20 protein-coding genes and 1 tRNA gene are annotated in these 24723 nt (G+C 73.5%); 10 read left to right on the forward strand and 11 right to left on the reverse strand.

Going from position 1 to position 24723, the window contains the following annotated elements; translation table 11 throughout:
• Window positions 1–5 precede the first annotated feature (5 nt).
• The 3 genes from IN07_RS03325 to orn form a co-directional block, all read right to left on the reverse strand.
• Window positions 6–941, reverse strand: coding sequence for a F510_1955 family glycosylhydrolase (locus tag IN07_RS03325; protein ID WP_052090654.1), 936 nt, complete (start codon window positions 939–941; stop codon window positions 6–8).
• 117 nt (window positions 942–1058) lie between these two features.
• A tRNA-His gene (locus IN07_RS03330) sits at window positions 1059–1134 on the reverse strand.
• A gap of 62 nt (window positions 1135–1196) precedes the next feature.
• Window positions 1197–1868, reverse strand: coding sequence for an oligoribonuclease (gene orn, locus IN07_RS03335; RefSeq protein WP_231557973.1), 672 nt, complete (start codon window positions 1866–1868; stop codon window positions 1197–1199).
• A gap of 139 nt (window positions 1869–2007) precedes the next feature.
• On the opposite strand from orn, the gene IN07_RS03340 reads away from it, so the two are divergent.
• Together IN07_RS03340 and IN07_RS03345 are read left to right on the forward strand one after the other, a co-directional pair.
• Entirely contained in the window at window positions 2008–3231 is a 1224-nt protein-coding gene (locus tag IN07_RS03340) for a hypothetical protein (protein WP_052090665.1), read from the forward strand.
• A 115-nt stretch (window positions 3232–3346) separates the two neighbouring features.
• Window positions 3347–5125 carry a hypothetical protein gene (locus tag IN07_RS03345; protein WP_036333558.1) on the forward strand — a complete coding sequence of 593 codons (1779 nt, stop codon included), beginning with the start codon at window positions 3347–3349 and terminating at the stop codon, window positions 5123–5125.
• A 19-nt stretch (window positions 5126–5144) separates the two neighbouring features.
• Here IN07_RS03345 and IN07_RS03350 read toward each other — a convergent pair whose 3' ends face one another.
• A complete protein-coding gene (locus IN07_RS03350) occupies window positions 5145–5741 on the reverse strand; it encodes an SACE_7040 family transcriptional regulator (protein WP_197058333.1) in 597 nt (198 codons plus the stop codon).
• A 64-nt stretch (window positions 5742–5805) separates the two neighbouring features.
• On the opposite strand from IN07_RS03350, the gene IN07_RS03355 reads away from it, so the two are divergent.
• A complete protein-coding gene (locus tag IN07_RS03355) occupies window positions 5806–7407 on the forward strand; it encodes a carboxyl transferase domain-containing protein (protein WP_036333560.1) in 1602 nt (533 codons plus the stop codon).
• Between the two features lie 52 nt (window positions 7408–7459).
• Here IN07_RS03355 and IN07_RS03360 read toward each other — a convergent pair whose 3' ends face one another.
• A complete protein-coding gene (locus IN07_RS03360) occupies window positions 7460–7990 on the reverse strand; it encodes a ferritin (protein ID WP_036333562.1) in 531 nt (176 codons plus the stop codon).
• A gap of 98 nt (window positions 7991–8088) precedes the next feature.
• On the opposite strand from IN07_RS03360, the gene IN07_RS03365 reads away from it, so the two are divergent.
• The 3 genes from IN07_RS03365 to IN07_RS03375 are packed head-to-tail and all read left to right on the forward strand — an operon-like array spanning window position 8089 to window position 11481.
• A complete protein-coding gene (locus IN07_RS03365) occupies window positions 8089–8274 on the forward strand; it encodes a hypothetical protein (protein ID WP_036333564.1) in 186 nt (61 codons plus the stop codon).
• Between the two features lie 55 nt (window positions 8275–8329).
• Window positions 8330–10324 (forward strand): acetyl-CoA carboxylase biotin carboxylase subunit, encoded by a 1995-nt coding sequence (locus IN07_RS03370; RefSeq protein ID WP_036333566.1) that lies wholly within the window; start codon window positions 8330–8332, stop codon window positions 10322–10324.
• A 2-nt stretch (window positions 10325–10326) separates the two neighbouring features.
• On the forward strand, window positions 10327–11481 hold the full coding sequence (locus IN07_RS03375) for an acyl-CoA dehydrogenase family protein (protein ID WP_036333638.1): 1155 nt from the start codon (window positions 10327–10329) through the stop codon (window positions 11479–11481).
• Between the two features lie 112 nt (window positions 11482–11593).
• On the opposite strand, the gene codB is transcribed toward IN07_RS03375, so the two are convergent.
• Window positions 11594–12889 carry a cytosine permease gene (codB, locus tag IN07_RS03380; RefSeq protein ID WP_036333568.1) on the reverse strand — a complete coding sequence of 432 codons (1296 nt, stop codon included), beginning with the start codon at window positions 12887–12889 and terminating at the stop codon, window positions 11594–11596.
• Window positions 12886–13392 (reverse strand): nucleoside deaminase, encoded by a 507-nt coding sequence (locus IN07_RS03385; RefSeq protein ID WP_036333570.1) that lies wholly within the window; start codon window positions 13390–13392, stop codon window positions 12886–12888. Before IN07_RS03385 ends, codB begins: the two co-directional genes overlap by 4 nt.
• A gap of 146 nt (window positions 13393–13538) precedes the next feature.
• Here IN07_RS03385 and IN07_RS03390 point away from each other — a divergent pair, with 146 nt between their 5' ends.
• On the forward strand, window positions 13539–15071 hold the full coding sequence (locus IN07_RS03390) for a helix-turn-helix domain-containing protein (protein ID WP_052090655.1): 1533 nt from the start codon (window positions 13539–13541) through the stop codon (window positions 15069–15071).
• 196 nt (window positions 15072–15267) lie between these two features.
• A complete protein-coding gene (locus IN07_RS03395; protein ID WP_052090657.1) occupies window positions 15268–17595 on the forward strand; it encodes a LamG-like jellyroll fold domain-containing protein in 2328 nt (775 codons plus the stop codon).
• A 59-nt stretch (window positions 17596–17654) separates the two neighbouring features.
• Here the strand turns inward: IN07_RS03395 and IN07_RS03400 are convergent, their stop codons facing one another.
• The 4 genes from IN07_RS03400 to IN07_RS03415 all read right to left on the reverse strand — a co-directional run bounded on the left by IN07_RS03400 (window position 17655) and on the right by IN07_RS03415 (window position 21590).
• Window positions 17655–18668, reverse strand: a complete 1014-nt coding sequence (locus IN07_RS03400; RefSeq protein ID WP_036333573.1) for an NADPH:quinone reductase — start codon at window positions 18666–18668, stop codon at window positions 17655–17657.
• Window positions 18669–18767: 99 nt separating this feature from the next.
• Window positions 18768–19031: a WhiB family transcriptional regulator gene (locus IN07_RS03405; RefSeq protein WP_197058338.1), complete on the reverse strand. Its 264-nt coding sequence runs from the start codon at window positions 19029–19031 to the stop codon at window positions 18768–18770.
• A 391-nt stretch (window positions 19032–19422) separates the two neighbouring features.
• Window positions 19423–21102: a DUF885 domain-containing protein gene (locus tag IN07_RS03410; protein WP_081975146.1), complete on the reverse strand. Its 1680-nt coding sequence runs from the start codon at window positions 21100–21102 to the stop codon at window positions 19423–19425.
• A 41-nt stretch (window positions 21103–21143) separates the two neighbouring features.
• Window positions 21144–21590 carry a cupin domain-containing protein gene (locus IN07_RS03415; RefSeq protein WP_036333574.1) on the reverse strand — a complete coding sequence of 149 codons (447 nt, stop codon included), beginning with the start codon at window positions 21588–21590 and terminating at the stop codon, window positions 21144–21146.
• Between the two features lie 141 nt (window positions 21591–21731).
• On the opposite strand from IN07_RS03415, the gene IN07_RS03420 reads away from it, so the two are divergent.
• Both IN07_RS03420 and IN07_RS03425 read left to right on the forward strand, forming a co-directional pair.
• A complete protein-coding gene (locus IN07_RS03420) occupies window positions 21732–22577 on the forward strand; it encodes an SRPBCC family protein (RefSeq protein WP_036333575.1) in 846 nt (281 codons plus the stop codon).
• 162 nt (window positions 22578–22739) lie between these two features.
• Window positions 22740–24668, forward strand: a complete 1929-nt coding sequence (locus IN07_RS03425; RefSeq protein WP_036333577.1) for a glycosyl hydrolase family 28-related protein — start codon at window positions 22740–22742, stop codon at window positions 24666–24668.
• Window positions 24669–24723: the final 55 nt, after the last annotated feature.

Raw genomic sequence — 24723 nt, forward strand, 5'->3', positions numbered from 1 at the left:
CGGCCTCAAGACTCCCGGTACCACTCGGTGAAGGTCTCCCCGTCGTCGGTGGAGGCCAGGACCGCACCCTCGACGGCGACGTAGACGTCCTGCCCGTCCACGGTCAGTGCCTCCGGCGGGCCACCGGCACTGCCTCGCTCGGTCCACGTCCGCCCCCCGTCGGTGCTGCCGAACACCGTTCCGTCGGGGGCGACGCCCACCGCAGAGCCGCCGTCGGCGGCGATGTCCACCAGGACCAGCAGGGGTGCGTCCGGGACGGCGGTGAAGGTGCCCCCGGCGTCCTCGCTCACCACCAGACCGGCCTCGGTCGTGGCGAGCACCCGCTGCGGATCAGCCGGGTCGGCGGCCAGGTCGGCGATCCGCATGCTCCCGCGGTCGGCCCACTCCAGACCGTCCTCGCTGACCAGCAGCCGGCTGCCGCTGTAGCCGTAGACGACGCCGCCGGCAGCGTCCAGCGCGTGGAAGTCGGCCTCCCCGGCCAGCGACAGCGTCTCCCAGGTCTCCCCGCCGTCGGTGCTCTCGAGCAGGCCCAGGTCGGCCGGGCCCTCCTGCCCCTCGCCGGGGTGGCCGCTGGCCAGGTAGCGCTCCGGGCCGACGACGGTGAAGCCCATGAAGTCCTGCACCCGGTCGGCGATGCGGGTCAGCTCCCCGTCCGGGGAGATGCGCACCAGCCCGTGGTGCGTCCCGGCGTACAGGGCGTCGTCGGCCGGGTCGATGCCCAGCCCGTGCACGTGCTCGAGGGTCACGTCGTCCGGGTGGGCGTGGGTGCCGTCGTCGTGGCTCTGCGCCTCACCGTCGGCTGCGACCTGGTCTCCGGCAGAGGGGTCGGTGCCGCACCCGGCGAGGAGCAGTGCTCCGGCCGCGGCGGCACCGACCAGCAGCCGCCGCCGTGCACGCGTGGCGGCCTCGGGGACGGATCGAGCGGCTCGGGACGGTGACATGAGCTCCCCACAGAGACCAGACGGGCGTACGTCTCCACACAGCATCCGCCGCCGGCCGGGCCGGCGACGCCGAGACGGACGGAGGCCCCGGTCAGCGAACTGACCAGGGCCTCCGGGTGGGGTGAGTGACGGGACTTGAACCCGCGACATCCAGGATCACAACCTGGCGCTCTACCAGCTGAGCTACACCCACCATGCACACCGGGCGGCTGGCGAGAGCCGGCCCGGTGGACGAGCACACGATACCGGAGGCGGTCAGCTCTCCGACGAGGCCGGGGTCGCGGCCGGCTCGGGGTCGACCGCGAGCAGCGGCGCGAAGGCCGCCACGACGTCGGTGGCCGCCGCCTGGGCCTGGTCGCTGCTGGGGCCCGGCTCGGGCACGAAGAGGGTCTGCCGGTAGTACGCCAGCTCCCGGATCGACTCCAGGATGTCGGCCAGCGCCCGGTGGGCCAGGCCCTTGGGCGGCTGGGCGAAGTAGACCCGGGGGAACCAGCGGCGGCCGAGCTCCTTGATCGAGGAGACGTCGATCATCCGGTAGTGCAGGTGGTCGTCGAGCTCGGGCATGTCCCGGGCCAGGAAGCCGCGGTCGGTGCCGATCGAGTTGCCGCACAGCGGGGCGGTGCGGCGTTCGGGCACGAACCGCTTCACGTAGGCGAGCACCAGGGCCTGGGCCTCCTCGAGGGTGACCGTCGAGGCGCGCACCTCCTCGGTGAGCCCGGACTTGGCGTGCATCTCGGTGACCACGTCGGCCATCCCGGCCAGGTCGGCGTCCTCGGCGTGGATGATCACGTCCAGGCCGGGGTCGAGCACGTTCAGCTGGGAGTCGGTGACCACGACCGCGACCTCGATGAGCTTGTCGCTGGCCAGGTCGAGCCCGGTCATCTCACAGTCGATCCAGACCAGGTTGTTCGCTGCGCTGTCGGCCACGGCCGCGACCCTACGCACCGCCCGGCGGACCACCGGCCACACCCGCCCCACCGCCACCGGTCCGCTCCGGCAATGGGGTCTCCCGGCCATCTCCCGCCGCTACAGTCCGGGCTCCTGCACCGACCTCGCGGAGCCGCTCGTGTCCTCCAGCACCTTCCTCACCCCGCGCTCCGACACGTTGGCGCCGGCACCTGCCTCGCCGGGCGCCGCGTTCCGGCACCCGGTCGCGCTCCTGCGTTGGCTCTGGCAGGCCTACCTGACCCCCGGCCGCCCCGGCCGGCCCACCAGCCAGGACGAGCTGCGCTGGATCTACACGGCCTGGCTGGCTGCGTTCGCGCTGAAGATGCTCGGCTCCTCCTGGGACGTCTCCTGGCACTTCAAGTGGCTGCGCGACGACCTGGCCCCGCCGCACCTGCTCAACTCGGCCGGCACCGTGCTCGTCGTCGCCCTCGTCGTCTTCCACAGCTACAGCGGCTACGGCGTCGACCGGCGGGCGCTGCAGCTGATGCAGGCCGGCATCGGCACCTTCCTGGTCGCCGTCCCGATCGACGTCCTCAACCACCGCATCAACGGGCTGGACATCACCAGCTGGAGCCCCAGCCACGCGCTGCTGTACGTGGGGACGGCGATCATGCTCGCCGGTGCCATCCGGGGCTGGTGGCTCTACGCGGCACCCGGCCGGCTGCGCGACCTGGTGTCGCTGGGGTTGTGGCTGTTCTTCGTGGAGAACGTGCTCTTCCCCAACCAGCACCAGGAGTACGGGGTGCTGTCCCTGGCCGACTACCGGGCCGGCCGCACCACCGCCGAACCGCAACTGCTCGACTTCGCCGCCTCCCAGGGGCAGACCCCGATCCAGTTCATGCTCCCGGTGCCCGCCTGGGTGCACCCGGCCTGGTTGGTCTGCGCCGGGCTGCTCGCCCTGGTGGTGGCCCGCAGGACCGTCGGCCTGCGCTGGACGGCGACGACCCTGGCCGGGGTGTACCTGGCCTACCGGGCGGTGACCGGGCTGCTGCTGGACGCCACAGGTTTCCCGCCCTCGGTCCTGCCGCTGATGCTGCTGGCCGGCGCGGTCCTCGTCGACCTGGCCGTGCTGGCCCGGGTCCCGGGCTGGCTGGCAGGCCTGGCCGTCACCGGGGGAGTGGCCGGCGCGGCGATGGTCCAGTCGACGCTCGACGTCATCCCGCCGTGGGACTGGTCGGCCCTGCCCGTGGTGGCCGTCGGCCTCGCCGTGCTCTGGGGCGCCCTGGGCCTGCTGACCGGGAGCTCCTGGTGCGCCCGCTGGCAGGCGCCGGTGGAGCCGGGCCGCCCCTCGGCCCGGGACACGCCGGTCACCGTGGCGGAGGGCGGCGCGTCCTCGCGCTGAGCCCGGGACGGGCCGGTCGATGACGTAACGTCGAACCGGTCCGTCGCCCAGCCGCTGCGGCGCCCGCCGCGGCCGCACCCGTCCCGCCGCGCCCCGCTGCCTCCCTGGAGAGTCCGTGCTGATCCTCACGCCGACGCCGCTGCAGACAGCGGCCGAGCGTGCGTTCTTCGCCGAACTCGCCGGGTGGGACACCGGCAGCGGTGTGCGCGGTGCGGTGATGGCCTCGCTGCCCGTCGTCGAGGGCCCGATGCAGCGCCGGCAGTCCGACGCGGTGCTGTTCGTGCCCGAGGGCGTCGCCGTCGTCCGGGTGGTCGAGGTGGAGCGCCAGTCCGGCGTCGTCACCGCGTCACCCGAGGGCGCCTGGACCATCGGTCCCGGCGACGGGCCCGTTGAGGTGCTCCAGCTGGCCGGTGGGGGCTCCAACCCGCTCGACGGCCTGATGCGGTCGGGCATGCACGCCGCGTTGACGCTGCGCCAGGCCGGGATCGAGCCGGGGCGGATCGCCCGGCTCACCGTCCTCACCGGCTCGGTGACCGGGCTGCTGCCGGCCGACGGCGACCTCGGCGAGGGCGACCAGGTCGCCCTCCTGGACCCGGGCTCGCTGCAGCTCGGGGTCGCCCGCGCGGCCCGGCACGCGGGCACGGACAACCCCCGGCTGTGGACGACGGCCGACGTCCGGGCCGGCATCGAGGCCCTCGGCATGGCCGGCCGGATCCCCACGGTCGAGGAGCTCAACGGCGAGGGGTTCCCCTACTCGCCCTACGTGCTGCGCCGCCCGGACCTGCTGACCCCGGCCGCGCTGAACGCCGCACCCCGCCGCACCACCGTCGCCGCGCCGACGTCCGCACCGGCGGACGGGTCGAGGCGCGGCAACGGCGAGGCCGGGCCGCTGGTCGACCCGGCCGCCGCGGCCCGGATCGCCGCCGCCGCCGTGGAGGCGCAGGAGGCCGCCGAGCGGAGGGACGTCGCGCCGCAGTCCGCCGCCGTCCCGCCCGCGGAGGCGGCTCCCTCGGACCGCCGGCCGCCGGGTCGTCCTGGCGACACCATGGCGCTGGTCCACGAGCCGGCCGAGGCCCCGGCGGACGACACCGGTGGGCTGGGTGGGCTCTTCGGTGCCCCCGGCGCCGCGGCGCCCGTCACGGAGCCCGCGCCACAGCGGCTGCGCGAGCTCCCGCCGGAGCTCCGCCCCCGTCCGCAGGTCCGGCCCGCCGTGCCGGCGGCGGGCAGCACCTCGACCACCGCCCGGGGCGACTCCTCCCGTGGCAGGCAGGTCCTGCTGGTGCTGGCGGCGCTGGCAGTGGTGGCGCTGCTCGTCGTCGTGGGCGTCCTGGCGCTCGGCGGCGACGACGGCGACGGCGACGCGGGGGCGACGACGGCGGGCGCGACCACCGGCGCAGCACCCGCCACGTCGGCGGCCCCGGGCCCCGTCGTCGGCGCCACCGCGGTCGTCAACGGCACCACCTTCACGCTGCGCGTGATCGAGGAGAACGCGACCTGCAACGGGCACTCCTACGACGCCGTCGCCGGGTTCTTCGCCAACAACGACTGCACCGACCTGGACCGGGCGCTGTGGTCGGCCGAGGTCGAGGGCCTGCCCGCCGTCGTCTCGGTGGCCCGGGTGACCATGCCCGACCCGGCGAGCGCGCAGGCGCTCCGGTCGCTGGCCGACACCGACGGCAGCGGCAACGTCAGCGACCTGCTGCGCGAAGGCGCGAGCTACGAGGGCGCTCCCGAGCGGCTCTCCGGCGCGCAGTACGCCAGCAGCCAGCAGGGCGCCACGGTCACCATCGTGGAGACCTCGTGGGCCGGGGGCGAGCGGGGCGCCACCTCGGCGCTGGACGCCCTGGCCAGCGCCGGGCTCTCGCTGCCCGGCGACGAGGTCGACGCCAACTGAAGGAGGAGGGGGTCCTCCGTCAGGCGAGGGCGGCGGCCATCGCCATCTCGGCCAGCAACCCGGCCATCGCCGGGCGAGCGACCCGGCCTGCGCTGTGCGGCGTGGAGTTGATCAGCCCGAAGAGCGCGTGTGCCCGAGCGCGGCAGGCCGCCGTCGAGGCCTCGGGGTGGAGCCGGGCCAGCACGGCGACCCACTCCTCGACGTAGCGCCGCTGCAGCTGCCGCACCTGGCGGGCGTCCCGGTCGGTCAGCGCGCCCAGGTCGCGGTCCTGCACCGTGATCAGCGCGGGGTTGTCCAGTGCGAAGTCGACCTGGAACTCCACCAGGGCGCGCAGCTGGTCGACCGGTGACGCCCCGGCCGCCGCGACCCGTTCGGTGCCGCCGGCCAGCAGCCGCTCGCTGATCCGGAGCAGCATCTCGGCCAGCATCGCGTCCTTGCTGGCGAAGTGCCGGTAGATCGCCGGGCCGGTCACGCCCACCGCGGCGCCCACGTCGTCGACGCCGACCGCGCGCGAGCCCCGTTCGGCGAAGAGCTGGGCGGCCGCGCGGAGGATCTGCTCCCGGCGGGAGGGGTTGGCCGCGTCGCTGTGCAGGGCGCTGTCCTGCTGGGACGTCACGGGCCTCAGGTTAATCGCCGTTCACACTGGACCGGCGCTGTGAACCGTGGTTAACCTCACTCCCGTGGACGCACCGGTGCTGCCCAGTGCCCCGTCGGCCGACCCGGCGGCGGCCGGCAACGGGGCGCACCATGCCGGCCTGGCCGCAGAGCTGGCCGACCAGCTGGCCCGGGTGGCGCTCGGCGGTGGGGAGCGTGCCCGCCAGCGGCACACCGACCGCGGCAAGCTGCTGCCCCGCGAGCGGGTCGACGCGCTGCTCGACCCCGGGAGCCCGTTCCTGGAGCTGTCGCCGCTGGCCGCGCACGGCCTCTACGACGACGAGGCGCCGGCCGCCGGGATCATCACCGGCGTCGGGCGGGTGGCCGGGCGCGAGGTGGTCGTCGTCGCCAACGACGCCACCGTCAAGGGCGGCACCTACTACCCGATGACGGTGAAGAAGCACCTGCGAGCGCAGGAGGTCGCGGCACAGAACCGGCTGCCCTGCATCTACCTGGTCGACTCCGGCGGGGCCTTCCTGCCGCTGCAGGACGAGGTCTTCCCCGACCGCGACCACTTCGGCCGGATCTTCTTCAACCAGGCGAACCTGTCCAAGGCCGGGATCCCGCAGATCGCCGCCGTCCTCGGTTCGTGCACCGCCGGCGGCGCCTACGTGCCGGCGATGAGCGACGAGGCGGTCATCGTCCGCGGCCAGGGGACGATCTTCCTGGGCGGCCCCCCGCTGGTGAAGGCGGCGACGGGGGAGGAGGTCAGCGCCGAGGACCTGGGCGGCGGCGACCTGCACTCCCGGGTCAGCGGGGTCACCGACCACCTGGCCGAGGACGACGCGCACGCGCTGCAGATCGTCCGGCAGATCGTCGGCACCCTCGGCCCGCGCGAGCCCCGGCCCTGGGACGTCGAGCCGGTCGAGGAGCCCGCGTACCCGGCGGAGAGCCTGTACGACGTCGTCCCGGTCGACACCCGCACGCCCTACGACGTCCGCGAGGTGATCGCCCGGCTGGTCGACGGCAGCCGGTTCGCCGAGTTCAAGCCGCTGTACGGGCCGACGCTGGTCACCGGCTTCGCCCGGCTGCACGGCCACCCGGTCGGGATCATCGCCAACAACGGCGTCCTGTTCGGTGAGTCCGCGCTCAAGGGCGCGCACTTCATCGAGCTGTGCGACCGCCGGAAGACCCCACTGCTGTTCCTGCAGAACATCTCCGGCTTCATGGTCGGCCGCGACTACGAGGCCGGCGGCATCGCCAAGCACGGCGCGAAGATGGTCACCGCCGTGGCCTGCGCGCGGGTGCCCAAGCTGACCGTCGTCATCGGTGGCTCGTTCGGTGCGGGCAACTACTCGATGTGCGGCCGGGCGTACTCGCCCCGGTTCCTGTTCACCTGGCCCAACGCCCGCATCTCGGTGATGGGCGGGGAGCAGGCGGCCAGCGTGCTGGCGCAGGTGCGCCGGGACCGGCTGGGGGACGACTGGAGCGCCGAGGACGAGGAGGCGTTCAAGGCGCCGATCCGTGCCCGCTACGAGGAGCAGGGCCACCCGTACCACGCCACGGCCCGGCTCTGGGACGACGGCGTCATCGACCCCGCCCAGACCCGCACCGTGCTCGGGCTCGCGCTCTCCGCGTGCGCCAACGCCCCCCTCGAGGAGGTCGGCTATGGCGTCTTCCGGATGTGAGCGGTCGCCCTGGTCCCACCAAAATGGCCATTTTGGTGGGACCGGAGCGGGGTCAGTTGGTGGCGCCGGCGATCGCGGGGGCCATCGGGTCGGTGCCCTCGGGCTTGACCTCGCGCAGCACGTAGTCCTCGATCTGCTCCACGTCGTGGGCCGAGCGGCGGACGACGGCGAGCAGGTCGCTCATCTTGCTGACCTCCTCGACCTGCTCCTTGATGAACCACTGCATGAACTGGTCGGAGGCGAAGTCGTTGTGCTGCCGGGCGACCGCGGTGAGCTGGTTGATCTGCTCGGTGACCCGCTTCTCCTGCTCCAGGGCCAGGGCGACCGGCGCGACGACGTCGGAGAACTCGGTGATCGGGGCCGCGATGCCGGGCATCTTCACCGGCGCGTCGGCGTCGAGCAGGTAGCGGACCATCATCATCGCGTGGTCGCGCTCCTCGCCGGCCTGGTCGAAGAACAGCTGCGCGGTCTGCGGCATGGTCAGCTCGTCGAAGTAGATGGCGCAGGCGACGTACTGCTGGTGGGCGGCGAACTCGTGGCCGATCTGGGCGTTGAGCAGGTCGATGAAGGCATCGGCGGCCATCGGGACTCCTGTAGGTCGCTGGGTGACGTCCCTCGAACGGTATCGGGCGACACGCCGCTGCCGTGGACGGGTCAGCAAGGCATGGCTAACCTCACCGCGTGGGGAAGCCGGCCAAGATGCCCAAGAAGAAGTGCTGCGTCGACAAGCCGCGGTGCGGTCGCTGTCCGCTGCGTGCGCTCGCCGAGGGGACGCTCCCGCCCGGCTACACCGTCAAGAAGCGCCGGCTGGTCAAGACCACCAAGGCCGACGTCGTCCTCGCGAAGAGCAGCCGCAAGGCAGCCTGACCCCACCCGGGGCCGACGTCGCGACTCCAGCCCCTCCCGCGGGGGGTGGTGAGGCGTGTTCGAGACCGTCCTGGTCGCCAACCGCGGTGAGATCGCCGTCCGGGTCATCCGGACGCTGCGGGCGATGGGCATCCGCTCGGTCGCGGTGCACAGCGAGGCCGACGCCGGCGCGCTGCACACCCGGCTGGCCGACGTCGCCGTGCCGATCGGGCCCGCCCCGGCCGCGCTGAGCTACCTGTCCATCGAGCGGGTGCTGGACGCCGCCCGGCGCACCGGCGCGCAGGCCGTGCACCCTGGCTACGGCTTCCTCTCCGAGAACGTGGACTTCGCCCGCGCCTGCGAGAAGGCCGGGATCGTCTTCATCGGCCCGCCGGTCGCCGCCATCGAGGCGATGGGCGACAAGATCCGGGCCAAGCAGACCGTCGCCGCCGCCGGGGTGCCGGTCGTGCCGGGCCGCACCGAGCCGGGCATGGACGACGCCGCGGTCGCCCGGGCCGCGGTCGAGGTCGGCTTCCCGGTGCTGCTCAAGCCCAGCGCCGGTGGCGGGGGCAAGGGCATGCGGGTGGTGCGCGACCCGGCCGAGCTGGCCGAGCAGATCGCCGGTGCCCGCCGCGAGGCCCGCAGCTCCTTCGGCGACGACACGCTGCTGGTCGAGCGGTACCTCGGGCACTCCCGGCACATCGAGGTGCAGGTCTTCGGCGACGAGCACGGCACCGTGGTCCACCTGGGCGAGCGGGAGTGCAGCCTGCAGCGCCGGCACCAGAAGGTGATCGAGGAGGCGCCGTCCCCGTTGCTGTCCCCGGCCCAGCGGCAGGCGATGGGCGCGGCGGCGGTCGAGGCAGCCCGGGCGGTCGGCTACACCGGCGCCGGGACGGTCGAGTTCATCGTCGACGCCGACTCCCCGCAGGACTTCTTCTTCCTGGAGATGAACACCCGGCTGCAGGTCGAGCACCCGGTCACCGAGTGCGTCACCGGGCTGGACCTGGTGGAGCTGCAGCTGCGGGTGGCGGCCGGGGGGCGGCTGCCGATCGGGCAGGACGACGTCCGGCTGACCGGCCACGCGATCGAGGCCCGGGTCTACGCCGAGGACCCGGCGCGCGGGTTCCTGCCGCAGGCCGGGGAGGTCGTCGGGCTGGTCGAGCCGACCGGCGCCGGCGTCCGCGTGGACAGCTCGCTGCGGGTCGGCGGCGTCATCGGCACCGACTACGACCCGATGCTGGCCAAGGTGATCGCCTGGGGCCCGGACCGGGAGACCGCCCGCGCGCGGCTGGTCACCGCCCTCGGCGACACCGCCGTCCTGGGCGTGGCCACCAACACCGGCTTCCTGCGGGACCTGCTGACCGACCCCGACGTCGTCGCCGGCCGGCTGGACACCGGGCTGATCGAGCGCCGCGGCGAGGCGCTGACCGGTGCCCGGCCGATCCCCCCGCACGTCCACGCCGCGGCGGCGCTGGCGCTGCTGGCCGAGGTCGAGCCCCGGGGCACAGCGGTCGACCCCTGGGCGGACACCTCGGGCTGGCGGCTCGGCGAGCCGGCCTGGACGGTGCGCCGGCTGCAGGCACCCGGCGCCGATCCGGTGACGGTCCGGGTGCGCGGCCGGTCGACGGCCGCCCAGGTGCGCGTCGGGGACGGCGAGCCGATGACCGCCCGGGTCGACCGGGACGGCGACCTGCTCGGCGTGACCCTCGACGACGTCACCACCCGCTACACGGTGGTGCACGCCGGGGGCACGGTCTGGCTCGCCGGGGACGGGCACGCGGTCGGGCTGCGCGAGCACGAGCGGCTCGCCACGGCCGGGACGGCAGCCGGGTCCGACGGTGCGGTGACCGCGCCGATGCCCGGCACGGTCACGGTCGTTCAGGTGTCCCTCGGGGACCAGGTGGAGGCGGGAACCCCGCTGCTGGTCGTCGAGGCGATGAAGATGGAGCACGTGCTGACCGCCCCGCTCGCGGGGACGGTCACCGAGCTCCCGGTGACGGCCGGCCAGTCGGTCCGGCTGGACGAGCGGGTGGCCGTGGTGACCCCACCGGCGCCCGGCGAGGAGGAGTGACCGTGCTGGACTACCGGCTCGACGAGGAGACCGAGGCGCTGCGGAAGGTGGTCCGCGAGTTCGCCGTGGAGGTCATCGCACCGCAGATCGGCGGGTTCTACGAGCGCGACGAGTTCCCCACCGACATCGTGCGGCAGATGGGCGAGCTGGGGCTGTTCGGCCTGCCGTTCCCCGAGGAGTACGGCGGCTCCGGCGGCGACTACTTCACCCTCTGCGTGGCGCTGGAGGAGCTGGCCCGGGTCGACAGCTCGGTGGCGATCACCCTGGAGGCCGGGGTGTCGCTGGGCGCCATGCCGATCTACCGGTTCGGCACCGAGGAGCAGAAGCAGCAGTGGCTGCCCCGGCTCTGCGCCGGTGAGGCGCTGGGCGCCTTCGGGCTCACCGAGGCCGGTGGCGGTTCCGATGCCGGGGCCACGAAGACCACCGCCCGGCTCGAGGACGGCGAGTGGGTGATCAACGGCTCGAAGGCGTTCATCACCAACTCCGGCACCGAGATCACCGACCTGGTCATCGTCACCGCGGTCACCGGCACCAAGCCCGACGGCGGCAAGGAGACCTCCACGATCATCGTGCCGTCGGGCACCCCGGGCTTCGCCGTCGGCAAGCGGTACGCGAAGGTCGGCTGGAACGCCTCGGACACCCGCGAGCTCTCCTTCAGCGACTGCCGGGTGCCCGCGGAGAACCTGGTGGGGGAGCGGGGGCGGGGGTACGCCCAGTTCCTGTCGATCCTGGACGAGGGGCGGATCGCCATCTCCGCGCTGGCCGTGGGGCTGGCGCAGGGGTGCGTCGACGAGTCGGTCAAGTACGCCGGGGAGCGGGAGGCGTTCGGGCAGCCGATCGGCCGCAACCAGGCGGTGCAGTTCATGATCGCCGACATGGAGGTGCGGGCCTCGACCGCGCGGCTGGCCTACTACCGGGCGGCGGAGAAGATGCTGCGCGGCGAGCCGTTCAAGCGGGAGGCCTCGATCGCCAAGCTGTACAGCTCGGAGATGGCGATGGAGAACGCCCGCTACGCCACCCAGGTGCACGGCGGATACGGGTTCATGACCGAGTTCCCGGTCGGCCGGTTCTACCGCGACGCCAAGATCCTGGAGATCGGCGAGGGGACGAGCGAGGTGCAGCGGATGCTCATCGCCCGCTCCCTCGGCCTCGGCTGAGGCCAGTCGCCGGTCGAGTGTGCAGTTCCGGTCGTCCGCTGCGGCGTGTCTGCGCGGTTCGGCGACCGGAACTGCACACTCACGGGCGTGTGAACTCCTCCGGGCCGCAGGCTCAGCCGACGGGGGCCGGGCGGCGGCCGCGCTGCACGACCAGCACCCCGACCACCGCCACCAGGACGCCGATCACCGGCGGGATGCCCCAGGCGGCCTCGTTGCTCGCCCAGGCAGCGATCGAGGCCACCACGTAGACGCCGATGTTGCGCCACTCGACGCTCGGCAGCAGGGCGGTGGCACCGGACATGCCGTTCCGCCAGCGGGCCAGGAAGTCGCCGATCACCACGCCGCCGAGCGGGGGGATCAGGATGCCCAGCCACACCAGGTAGTCGATCAGGTTGTCGTAGATGCCGGTGACGGCCAGCAGCGTGCCCAGCACGACACCGCCCACCACGAACGGCTTCTTCGACCGGGAGTCGGCGATCTCGGCGCCGGCGACGCCGAAGTTGTAGGCGGTGTTGTCGTTGGTCGTCCAGAGGTTGGCCACCAGGAAGACCAGCCCCCAGCCGACCAGGCCGAGCTGGTAGAGCACCAGCACGAAGTCGCCCTCACCGAACGCCACGGCGCCGACCGCGCCGAAGCCGAGCATCAGCAGCTCGCCGACGAGAAAGGCGACCAGGCAGGCCCAGAAGCCCGCCGACGGGGTGCGCGCGAAGCGGGTCCAGTTGGGCGCCTGGGTGCCGCCGGAGGCGAAGGTGCCGACGACGATCGTCACCGCGACCGCGACGGTCATCGTCTCGCTGGGCACGATCGCCGTCAGCCCGCTCCAGCCCCCGACCTCCTCCAGCGACCGCCAGGTCACCCATCCGGCGAGCGCCAGCAGCAGCGGCACCGAGACCAGCGACAGCGCGTACATCCCCTTGTAGCCGAAGTACGCCGTCGCGCCCATGACCGCACCGCCGACCAGCATCAGCGCCACCTCCGGCCCGCGGCCGTCCCAGCCGAGTGCGCTGGCGGTGAGCTGGGCGAGGGTGGCGACGGTGACGCCGTACCAGCCGATCTGGGTGCCGCCGAGGAGCAGGGAGGCGAGCTTCGCGCCGCGCGTGCCGAGCGTGTAGCGGCACATCATCACCGTGGTCAGCCCGGTGCGGGCGCCGATGCCGCCGATCGCGCCGACGTAGACGCCCAGCACGGCGCTGCCCAGCAGCAGCACCCAGATCAGGCTGGTGGCGGAGAAGGCCGCCCCGATCTGCGCGCCGGCCAGCATCGTCGGGGTGAAGAAGGTGAACCCGAGCAGCACGATGGACAGCGAGAACAGCGACCGCCGTGCCGACGCGGGCACCGGGTCGATCGGGTAGTCGGGGTCGACGACGGCAGCCGGGGACTCCGCGTGCCGGCTGGTGCTGGCGCTCATCGGGCTGCCTCTGCACCGGTGGGCGCGGACGGTACTGCGACGTCCTCGCCGATGTCCTCGTTCCACAGCGCCGGCTGGGCGGCGATGAAGTCGGTCATCAGGTCGATGCACCCCGGGTCGTCGAGGACGACGACCTCCACGCCGTGCTCGGCGAGCCAGTCGTGCCCGCCGCTGAACGTGCGCGACTCCCCGACGACGAGCCGGGTGATGCCGAACTGGCGCACCAGCCCGCTGCAGTACCAGCAGGGGGACAGCGTGGTCACCATCGTGGTGCCGCGGTAGGAGGGGCGTCGGCCGGCGGCCCGGAACGCCGCCGTCTCGGCGTGGACGGACGGGTCGTCGTCCTGCACCCGTCGGTTGTGGCCGCGGCCCCACACGGTGCCGTCCGGGCCGATCAGCGCTGCACCGATCGGCACCCCGCCGGTGGCCAGGCCGGTCCGGGCCTCCGCCAGGGCCACCTCCAGCCACGCGCGGTCCTGGTCCGGTGACTGGGACGTCGTCATGCGGGTCTCCTCGTGTGGGCGCTCGCTCGCGTACCTGCGGGCTGGTCCTCCGCAGGGTCCGCCGTGCGGCGAGGGGTGGGCAATGGGCCGGATGTCAGGGATCGTCTGGTCGATCCCTGACGACCTGTCCGACCGAGAGGACGCCTGTGGCGCTGACGCTGGCCGAGTTCCTGCTCCTGCCCTCGGTGCAGCAGGCCAGGCCGGAGGTGGCCGTCCCGCCCGCTCAGCTGGGCGCCACCGTCCGCTGGGTCCACTCCAGCGAGATCTACGAGATCGGCCCCCTGCTGTCGGCCGGCGACCTGCTGCTCACCACCGGACTCGGCCTGGCCGGGGTGGACGCCGGCGCCCGACGGCACTGGGTCCGCGAGCTGGCGGCCCAGCGGGTGTCGGCGGTGGCCATGGAGCTGGGCCGGTCGCTGCCGGACCTGCCGGGCGAGATCCTCGACGAGGCCACCCGGCACGGCCTGCCGCTGTACGTGTTGCGCCAGGTCGTGCCCTTCATCCGCATCTCCGAGGAGGCCAACGGCGCGATCCTGCACGCGGACGCGCCCCGGCTGCGGCTGGCCGACCAGGTGGTGCACGAGGTGCACGCGGCGCTGGCCGCCGGCGGCGGGACCCCCGCTGTGGTGTCCTGCGCCGCTGCCGTGACCGGGGGCCCCGCCGCACTCGTCACCCGGTCGGGGCAGGTGGTGGCCGCCGCGGGGCTGCGGGACCAGCGGGCGACCGAACGGCTGCTCCGCCGGCCCGCGGCGAGCTCGCCGGTCCGCATCTGGGACGTCGACTGGGGGTCGGTCCTGCTGGGGCCCGGCCCCGGCAGCGACCTGCCCGGGCTGCGGGTGCTGGCGGCGCGTCTGGCGAGTGTGGCGGCAGTGGCGGTCGGGCAGTCGGGAACGGGGACGCCCGGCGACCTCGCGGCGCCGCTGCTCGCCGACCTGCTCGCCGACGCCGTCCCCGGGGTCCGAGAGCTGCTGGTCCGCGCCGGGCTGGCGCGCTTCCACCCGTCGCCGGATGCGCGGGTGCTCGGCATCGCCGCGTCCGCACCCGACCCCCGGCAGGTGCTGGCGACGTGGGCCCACGTCGCGTCGACCCACGACCTGGAGCTGCTCGCCGACCGGGTCCGCGGGGAGGCCGTGGGGCTCGTCGCGGTCCCTGCCGCCCCGGACCGACCCGACCCGGCCGGGTGGCTGGCGAGCGTCCTCCCCTCTGCCGGGGCGGTCACCACCGTCGGCCCGGAGGTCCCGGTGGCCGACGCCGGCCGTTCCCTGCGGGAGGCGCACGACGCCCTGCCGGTGGCCACGCTGCTCGGACGGGGGACCGCGGTCACCCGCGACCTGACCCTGCTCCGGCTGCTGGGCCGGCTGGACGACCGGGCGCTGGCCCTCCTGGTGGACGACGCGCTGTCGCCGTTGCTGGCCTGGGACGCCGCGCACGGCAGCGACCTGGTGCAGACCCTCGCCGTCCTCCTGCGGCACGGGGGCAGCAGGACCCGCACAGCCGATGCGCTGCACGTGCAGCGGCAGTCGCTCTACCTGCGGCTGGCCCGGATCGAGGCACTGCTGGGTCGCCCCGTCGACGATCCGACGTCCCACGAGCACCTGGTCGTGGCCACCAGTGCCCGGGCGCTGCTCGACGCCCGGGCAGGGCAGCAGCGCTCGCGGCACCGCCGGCTGGGCGGTTGACCCCGTCCGGGAGCCGACCGGGTCCACCTGCCGTCGCGGTTCCGGTACGTCTCCGAGCCGGAGAAGATGATCTAGACGCTTCACGTCCGGCTGGTCCGGCGTACACAGCGCGGACACCGAGCGGCCACAGCCGCTCGACAGCGTGCGGGAGCGGTGGGCCCCCCCCACCGCCCCAGCACAGTCGAAGGACGTCCCCATGCACCTGCTCAGCCCACGGCCCGCACACCGCGGCGCCACCCCCGCCCGGACGGCGTGCCTGCGGGCCGTCGCCGGGGTCGGTGTGGCCGCCACGGTCGCCGGTCTCGCCACCGCCGGTGGCCTGGTCACCGCCGGCCCGGCGGCGGCCGCGCCCGTCGAGACCGCGGCCGTCGAGACCGCTGCCACCGAGCCGGCCTCCCGGTTCACCCTCGCCGTCCTGCCGGACACGCAGTTCTACTCCCGGTACGCCGAGTCGGAGTTCGAGCGGCCCGACCGCTACGGCGACGGCAACAACCCCTTCGCCGCCCAGACCGAGTGGCTCGCCGAGCACGCCGACGAGCTGCGCATCCCGTTCGTCGCCCACCTCGGCGACGTCGTCGACCAGGTGAACACCGAGGGCGAGTGGCGCACCGCCGACGCCGCCATGCAGACCCTGGACGACGCCGACCTGCCGTACTCGGTGCTGGCCGGCAACCACGACGTCCGGAACAGCTCGAGCAACCACTACGACGACCAGTACGACCTGGCCCGGGAGCCCTTCCTGCGCTGGTTCGGGCCTGACCGGGCGGCCGAGCAGTCGACCTACGGCGGCAGCGACCCGACGGGGATGAACCAGTACCACGTGTTCGAGGCCGAGGGTCAGCAGTTCATGGTGCTGGCGCTGTCCTGGCGGGCGTCCGACGCCACCCTGCGCTGGGCCGACGAGGTGATGGCGCAGCACCCGACCCTGCCGGTCATCCTCACCTCGCACGACATCATCGGCATCCAGGACGACGGGGTCTCCCCGCAGGAGACCGGCTACGGCCTGCGGCTCTGGGACCAGCTCATCAAGGGCAACGACCAGATCTTCATGACCCTGAACGGCCACTTCCACGGCGCCACCCGGCTGACCAAGCAGAACGACTTCGGTCACCCGGTGACCCAGGTCCTGATGGACTACCAGATGGCCTACGAGGGCGGGAACGGCTACCTCGGCCTGTTCGAGTTCGACCTCACCAACGACACCATCTCGGCGCAGACCGCCTCGCCGTGGGTGGTCGCCAAGCCGCAGGAGAAGCTGACCTCCTACGACCAGGCCTTCCTCGAGGGCCCCAACGAGCAGTTCACCCTGGACATCGACTTCTCCGAGCGGTTCGCCGGGTTCAACCCCGGGTTCACCGCCGGCTCCGCCGACGAGCCCTCGCTGACCCAGGCGGCGCGCGACATCCTGCTCGACGGCTTCGTCAGCCCCGACCCGGTCACCACCGCGCTGCCGGGCTCGACGGCGGACTACCCGCAGGTCGAGGGGACGCTCGCGCACTGGCGGATGAACGGGCTGCGCGGGGTGGTCGCCCAGGGCGGCGTCATCCGCGACGTCGAGGGCAACAACCGCAACAACCTCATGCGCGTGCCGATCAGCCGGTCCGGCTCGCCGACCGCTCAGCTCCGGGACGTCAACTTCTCCCAGGAGGCGCACCCGTACTCCTCGGACGGAGCCGCGGTCTGCTTCACCAACGCCAGCAAGCAGACCGACCGGTACAGCTACCTGACCACCCGCGCGGACGCGCCGGTGAACCTGGCGGCGCTCGAGAACGGCTACACGATCGAGACGTTCCTCCAGATCGACGAGAGCTGGACCCAGTCCGACAACGCGTGGATGAAGGCGATCGTGCGCTCGGGCAACCGCTCGCAGATCGGCGTGCCGCAGACCCGCTGGGACTGGACGGCGTCCCCGGTGGCCCTGGGCCTGTCCAACCTCAAGGAGTTCCAGTGGACCGAGGTGCCGATCGACACCGCCAAGGGTGACCGCACCTCGTGGTCGGGCGAGATCATGGTCGACACGTGGGCGCACGTGGCCCTGGTGAACGACCCGGCGACGGCCACCACGACGATGTACGTCGACGGTGCCCCGGTGCTGCGCAACGCCTCGAACACCGTGGGCCACGGGCTGGACGAGGCGATGCCGTGGATCTTCGGTGCGGACTGGGTCGACGACCAGGCCACCAACGGCTGGAACGGCTGCATCGGTGAGACCCGCGTGGTCGACCACCCGATCGGCCGGGACGAGTGGCTGACCGCTCGGGCCGACATCGAGGGCCTCACTGTCACCTTGCCGGCGGTGGACGCGACGACGTCGCCGGCGGTCACGGCCACGGGCACCGGCACCCCCGGCGCCACCGTCACGGTGACGGCCGGCATCACCCGCACGGTCGTCGTGGGCAAGGACGGCGTCTGGCGGGCGGCCATGGGCACGCTGCGCCCGGGCACGTACGAGCTGACCGCCCAGCAGTCGCTGGGTGAGCGGTCCGCCGACCCGGTGAGCGTGCCCTTCCGCGTGGCCCGCTGACCTGATCGCACGTCGCCCGCTCCCTCGACCTGCGTCGGGGGAGCGGGCGATGCCGTTCCTCAGCCGGTGACGTCGATGAGCACCTTGCCGACGGCGCCGTCCTGCACCGCCTGGTGGGCGGCGGCGGTCTCGGACAGCGGGTGGACGTGCAGCGGCAGCCCGGCGTCCGCGCCGACCCGGACCGCGCCGTCGAGCACCGCGGCGTTGACGTCCTCCACGGCGATGTCCTTGGCCCGGGCGGGCTCGGTGTAGACGAGCACGAACTGCCAGCGGGCGTTGGGGACCATCTGGGCGCGCACCGGGATGGTCACCTCGGCGCCACCGTCGTCGGCGTACATGGCGACCGCGCCGTGCAGGGCGATCACCTGGGCATCGGTGGCGGCGTTCTGCGCGGCGGAGACCTCGACGACGGAGTCGACGCCCTTCGGCGCGATCTTGCGGACCTCGGTGACGACGTCCTGCCGCTTGTAGTCGATGACGTGGTCGGCGCCGGCCTTCGCGGCCAGCTGTGCCTTCGCCGGGGAGCTGACCGTGGCGATGACGGTGGCCTCGGCCCAGCGGGCGAGCTGGATGGCGGCGTTGCCAACCGCGCCGGCGCCGCCCTGCACCAGCACGGTGCGGCCGTTGAGCGAGCCGGGGGCGAGTCGGTCGGGGAGTGACTCCGCGACGGTGAGGCAGCGGTGTGCGGTGAGGAACGGGATGCCGAGGGCGGCGCCCAGTTCGAAGGAGGGGTCGGCGCCCAGGAGCACGGTCTGCCGGGCCGGGACGACGGTGTACTCCGCCGCCGTGCCGTGCGGCCGCTGCCACGCGGCTTCCCAGACCCACACCCGCTCGCCGACGAGCACGGGGTCGACGCCCTCGCCGACCGCGTCGATCGTGCCGGCGCCGTCCTGGTTGGGCACCTGGCCGCCGGGGCCGGGCTGGGCGGTGCTGCGGGTCTTCCAGTCGGTGGGGTTCACGCCGGAGAAGGCCAGGTGCACCCGCACCTCACCGGGGCCGGGGTCGGGGGTGGGGCGGTCGACGAGCTGCAGGACGTCAGGGCCGCCGGGCTGGGTGTAGGTGATGGCTCGCACGAGCCGCTCCTACCCGTCAGCTGTGCGCTGACGCCTGTCGGCTCCTCTGCAGGGTCCCGCCGCGAGCCTGCGAGCGGTGGGGGGCAGAGGGGTCCTTCTTCAGCTGGCGCGGCGGCGGAGGCGACGACGCTCGCGCTCGGAGAGGCCGCCCCAGATGCCGAAGCGCTCGTCCATGGTCAGGGCGTACTCCAGGCACTCGGCGCGGACCTCGCAGCCGGTGCAGATCTTCTTGGCCTCCCGGGTCGAGCCGCCCTTCTCCGGGAAGAACGCCTCCGGGTCGGTCTCGGCGCACAGGGCGCGCTCCTGCCAGCTCTGGTCCTCGGTGTCCATGCCCGGGAAGCCGGCGTCATAGACGTCGGCCATGCCCAGCACGTCCTGGCCGTAGGTGACCGGCGCCGCCTCAGCAGCAGCAGTCCGGTAGTCGCTCATCCACGTCACGTCAGCCATCACGATGCGTCCCCCTGCGTCTCGTTCCGGCGTGCCGCGGATGCGGTTGCCGTTTCGTCACCGTCGGTGACTTCGAGAGGAATTACACGGGGGTCATTCCAGGGCGTCAAATGTCGGGGATGTGACGTCGGACCCCACGGGTCACAGCCGTCCCGTGGACCTCACGAGCATGTGGAGATCGGCCCGACACGCCGTGTCCAGGGTCAGGTTCTGCCCACCGGGACCGAACGGTTCGTCCAGATCGAGAACGGCCGTCGGCGCTGGATCTGGACGTTCCGGACCCGCGATGTCCACCCGGTGGTCGAGATCAGAACCGGGCGAGCTCCGCTGCGAGCGGCCCCAGCCCCAGCGGCCCGAGGTCGAGGACGGCGCGGTGCCAGGCCTTGAGGTCGAAGTCCGCGCCGGCGCGCTGCTCGGCCTGGGCGCGGCAGGTCAGGAACACCCGCTCGCCGACCTTGTAGGACGGCGCCTGACCCGGCCAGCCCAGGTAGCGGTGCAGCTCGTCGACCCGCATCGCGTCCTCCATGTCCACGTGCGTGCGGAGGAACGCCAGCGCGACGTCGTAGGTCCAGCGGTCACCGACGGCCCGGCCGGGCGGGATGGGCAGGTCCAGGTGGACGCCGATGTCCAGGACCACCCGGGCGGCCCGCAGCTCCTGGGCGTCGAGCATGCCCAGCCGGTCGCCGGGGTCGTCGAGGAAGCCCAGCTCGCCCATCAGCCGCTCGGAGTACAGCGCCCAGCCCTCACCGTGCCCCGAGCACCAGCAGAGCAGCCGCTGCCAGCGGTTGAGCAGGGCGGCGTTGTAGACGGTCTGCCCGATCTGCAGGTGGTGGCCGGGCACGCCCTCGTGGAAGACCGTGGTCGTCTCGCGCCAGGTGGTCATGTCGGTGACGCCGTCGGGCAGCGACCACCACATCCGACCGGGGCGGCTGAAGTCCTCGGTCGGGCCGGTGTAGTAGACGCCCTCGCCGGAGGTGGGGGTGAGCCGGCCCTCGACCCGCTTCACCGGGTCGGGGATGTCGAAGTGCACGCCGTCCAGCGCCGCCATCGCCCGGTCGGCCGTGTCCTGCAGCCAGGCCTGCAACGCCTCGCGCCCGCGAACCCGCCGGGCCGGGTCGGCGTCCAGCACGGCCATCGCCTCGGCGATGCCCTTCCCGGGGGCGATCTGCTCGGCGACCGCCCGCTTCTCGGCGACGACCCGGGCCAGCTCGGCCCAGCCCCAGGCGTAGGTCTCCTCCAGGTCGAGGTCCACGCCGGTGAACAGGCGGGACTCCAGCGCGTACCGCTCGCGGCCGACGCCGTCGGCCTGTGGTGCGCGGGGGAGGAGCTCGCGCTCGACCGTGTCGGCGAAGTCGAGCAGCGCGGTGTGCACCCTCTCCACCGCCCGGTCGAGGTCGGCGCGCAACGCGTGGCCCACCGGCGCCCGGCCGGTGAACCCCGCGTAGAAGCTGGGCTGCCCGCCGGCACCGGCCCACCGGCGGGCGATGCCGGCGGCCAGCCGCACCTGCCGGACGGCGGAGAGCCGGCCCTCGTCGGCGGCGTCGGTCAGCCCGGCCACGTAGCCGGCGAGCGCCTCGGGGATCCCGGCGATCCGCCGGGCGATGACCGCCCAGTCCTCCTCGGTGTCGGTGGGCATCAGGTCGAACGTGGTGCGGAAGTCCTGGAGCGGGCTCTCCATGCTGTTGAGCGCAGCCTGCGTCCAGCCGGCGTCGTGCAGCGCCAGCTCGGCGCCGAGACGCTCGAGCATCGCGCTGCGGGCGACGTCGTCCCGCCGGTCGACCGGCTCGATCCGCTCCACCTCGGCGACGGTGCGGCGCAGCAGGTCGGCGCTGGCCGCGTGCCCGGCGGGGGTCAGGTCGGGCCAGCGGTCGTCGTGCCCGGGGACGCCGATGTAGGTCGCCACGGTCGGCTGGTCGGCGGCGTAGGCGTCGACGAAGCGGTCGGCCAGCAGGTCGAGGGGGGACGGCGGACGCACCGGCTCGGTCACGCCGCGGACGCTAGCCGCGGACAGGCACGGCTGCAGGGGGATCAGTCGTCGGCACCGCCGCCCTGCGGCGTCAACGAGGGCAGGGCCACCACGATCGCCTCCTGGCTGCTGCGGGCGATCAGCACCACGGCCTCCTCGTCGCTGAGGTTCTCCTCGCGGTGCGGCGTGTACGGGGGCACGAAGACGTAGTCGCCCGGGCCGGTCTGCAGCCGCACCTCCTCGCCGTGCTCGGCGAAGACGAACACCGGGTGGCCGCGCAGCACGTGGATCGCGGTCTCCGAGTCGCCGTGGTGGTGGTCGCCGGAGCCGGTGTGCGGAGGCACGCGCGTCTCGCCCATCCACAGCCGCTGCGAACCGACCGTCGTGGCTGAGATCGCCTCCCGCCGCGACATGCCGGCGGTCTGTGCCGTCTCCGCGGACAGCTCGCCGGCGCGGACGTGCCGCAGCGGCTGGTGCCAGTCGTCGGGGCAGTTCTGCGGTGGGGCCACGGTGCTCCTCCAGTGGTTCGGGACGTCGAGGTCATCTTCGCCGATCGCGCACCCAGGTGGTCGGTCCCCGACGCGTGGATCCACCGATCGACGGGGTAGGGGGTGGGCCAGAGCACGTCCTGCTACGGAGGAGGAACGGCGATGACCACGAAGGTCGAAGAGTCCATCCAGGTCGACGTCCCGGTGCGCACCGCGTACGACCAGTGGACGCAGTTCGAGGACTTCCCACACTTCATGGGCGGGGTCAAGGAGGTCCAGCAGCGCGGTGACCAGCGGCTGCACTGGGTGGCCGAGATCGCCGGGGTGAAGCGGGAGTGGGACGCCGCCATCCTGGAGCAGATCCCCGACCAGAAGATCGCCTGGGCCGCGACGGGAGGCGCGACCAACGCCGGCGCCGTCCGCTTCGAGCCTGCCGGTCCGGCGTCGACGATCGTCCACCTGACCCTGGAGTACGAGCCCGAGGGCGTGGTGGAGCAGGCCGGCGACAAGCTCGGCATCGTGGGCCGGCAGGTGAAGTCGGACCTGGAGAAGTTCAAGGCCCTGATCGAGGACGAGGGCTACGCGAGCGGTGCGTGGCGCGGGTCCGTCCGGCCCGGGATGGGGGCCGGCACACCCGGCGTCGAGGAAGCGGCGTCCTCTCGTGGGGACAGCGGCAAGGCCGGCGTCTCGGCGAAGACCGTGGTCGCCGGTGTCGCTGCGGTCGCCGCTGCCGGGGCGGCCGTGGCCGCCTCGAAGAGCGGGTCGGGCGACGAGTCGCAGACCGAGTCGCAGCCCGCGCAGCCGCGCGAGGTGCCTGCCGCGCCGCCGGTGGTCCCGGCGCAGCCGGTGACCGGTGTCGAGCAGCCGCCGGCGGCCGACGTGCGGGACGAGGTGCTGGTCGAGCAGCCGGACGCCGGTGCCCGCGTCACCCCGGCGGCCGAGGACGGCACGTCGACCGGACGTGACGACGGCGAGGAGCCGATGGTCCGCGGCGGCAGCCCCCGCTGACCCGGACGGTGGGGGGAGGGGTCGCACCGACCCTCCCCCCATCCACCGGACAGCGCCTCGAGGGCACGCCGATGCCCTCTTGACACAGCCCTGCACCTCGTCGACCCTCCCGGTGACCCGCGTCACGTGACACGTGTCACCTACTCAACGACGAGGACCCGCATGGCATCTCCCAGCGCCCTTGCCCGCCCGCCGTCCCCACCACGCCGGCGATCGCCCGCCCGTGGCCGCCACCTCGGTGGCCTGCTGACCCTGGCCCTGCCACTGGCGTTCCTCGCCGTCCCGGCGACCGCGAGCGCCGCGCCACCCGGCGATGGGCCGGGCGGGGGGCCGGGCGGAGGTGTGGCCGACCTCGGCCCGAACGTCACCGTCTTCGACCCGAGCATGCCGGTCGAGCAGATCCAGGCCACGCTCGACGCCACCTACGCCCAGCAGGTCGACAACGAGATGGGCACCGAGCGCTACGCCTACCTCTTCGAGCCGGGCACCTACGGCACCGACAGCGACCCGCTGCAGATCAAGGTCGGCTACTACACGGAGATCTCGGGGCTGGGCGCCTCGCCGTCCGACGTGGTGATCAACGGCAAGGTCGAGACCTACAACCGCTGCCTCGCCCCGGACAACTGCATCGCGCTGAACAACTTCTGGCGCACCGTCTCGAACCTGACGATCCAGGTCAACGGCACCGGGCAGGACGGCTGCCGGGCGCCGACGAACTTCTGGGCCGTCTCCCAGGCGGTGTCCATGCGCCGGGTCCAGGTGCAGGGGGGCGACCTCTCGCTGATGGACTACTGCACCGCGGGGCCGCAGTACGCCAGCGGCGGGTTCATCGCCGACTCGACCGCCGGCACCGTCATCAACGGCTCGCAGCAGCAGTGGTACACCCGGAACAGCGTGATCGCCGAGTGGACCAACGGCGTGTGGAACCAGGTCTTCTCCGGCGTCGAGGGCGCTCCGGCCGACGCCACGTTCCCCGACCCGCCGTACACCACGCTGGAGACCACCCCGGTCAGCCGGGAGAAGCCGTTCCTGTTCCTGGACGAGCGCGGCCGCTACGCCGTCCGGGTGCCGGACGCCCAGCGCGACACCCGCGGGGTGAGCTGGGACGACGGGATGACCGCCGGGCGCACCATCCCGCTGTCGGAGTTCCTGGTCGTCACCCCGGACACCGGGTTCGGGCGGATCAACGCGCAACTCGCCCGGGGCGGGCACCTGCTGTTCACCCCCGGGGTCTACGACGTCGCGCACAGCCTCGAGGTCAAGCAGGCGGACACCGTCGTCCTGGGCATCGGGCACGCGACGCTCACCGCCACCCGCGGGGTCACCCCGCTGGAGGTCGAGGACGTGCCGGGCGTGGTCGTCGCCGGGCTCACCATCGACGCCGGGAGCCAGCTGTCCCCGGTGCTGCTGCAGGTGGGGGACGGCAAGGGCCGGTCCCGGTCCGACGCGGCGGACCCGACGACGCTGTCCGACGTCTACTTCCGGGTCGGCGGCCCGCACGTCGGGAAGGCCGACGTCGCCCTGCAGGTGAACAGCGACCACGTGCTCATCGACCACACCTGGGTGTGGCGCGCCGACCACGGGGTCGAGGACTTCACCGCCGGAGTCAACGGCGACACCGACCGCTGGGGGACCAACGTCGGACGCAACGGCGTGGTCGTCAACGGCGACGACGTCACCGCCACCGGCCTCTTCGTCGAGCACTTCCAGCAGCACAACACCATCTGGAACGGCGAACGCGGCCGGGTCGTGCTGTACCAGAACGAGATCCCCTACGACCCGCCGTCGCAGGCCGACTGGCAGGAGCCGGACGGCACGCTCGGCTGGGCCGGCTACAAGGTCGGTGACCACGTCCGGCAGCACCGGCTGGACGGCGGTGGGGTCTACGGCTACCAGCGCAACGCCGAACCCGGCATCACCACCGAGACGGGGTTCGAGGTGCCGGTCACGTCGGGCGTGCAGCTGCACCACGTCATGACCGTCCACCTGGACGGCATCGGCGTGATCGAGAACGTGGTCAACGACGTGGGGGGCCGGTCGGACGCCAGCACCCAGGGCACGCCGCAGTACGTCGTGGACTACCCGGGCTGACCCGTCGCCGGCGGGCCGGGGCGTCGTGCCCCGGCCCGCCGGTCACGCCGAGCCC

The organism is Modestobacter caceresii, assembly GCF_000761485.1.
GTDB lineage: Bacteria > Actinomycetota > Actinomycetes > Mycobacteriales > Geodermatophilaceae > Modestobacter > Modestobacter caceresii.

Excerpts from the sequence above, each read along its gene's own strand:
- IN07_RS03325 (WP_052090654.1), bottom strand. The coding sequence starts at position 941 with ATGTCACCGTCCCGAGCCGCTCGATCCGTCCCCGAGGCCGCCACGCGT.
- IN07_RS03360 (WP_036333562.1), bottom strand. The coding sequence starts at position 7,990 with ATGGCCGCCGATGCCTTCATCGACCTGCTCAACGCCCAGATCGGCCAC.
- codB (WP_036333568.1), bottom strand. The coding sequence starts at position 12,889 with ATGAGCGCCAGCACCAGCCGGCACGCGGAGTCCCCGGCTGCCGTCGTC.
- IN07_RS03385 (WP_036333570.1), bottom strand. The coding sequence starts at position 13,392 with ATGACGACGTCCCAGTCACCGGACCAGGACCGCGCGTGGCTGGAGGTG.
- IN07_RS03395 (WP_052090657.1), top strand. The coding sequence starts at position 15,268 with ATGCACCTGCTCAGCCCACGGCCCGCACACCGCGGCGCCACCCCCGCC.
- IN07_RS03405 (WP_197058338.1), bottom strand. The coding sequence starts at position 19,031 with ATGGCCGACGTCTATGACGCCGGCTTCCCGGGCATGGACACCGAGGAC.
- IN07_RS03420 (WP_036333575.1), top strand. The coding sequence starts at position 21,732 with ATGACCACGAAGGTCGAAGAGTCCATCCAGGTCGACGTCCCGGTGCGC.
- IN07_RS03425 (WP_036333577.1), top strand. The coding sequence starts at position 22,740 with ATGGCATCTCCCAGCGCCCTTGCCCGCCCGCCGTCCCCACCACGCCGG.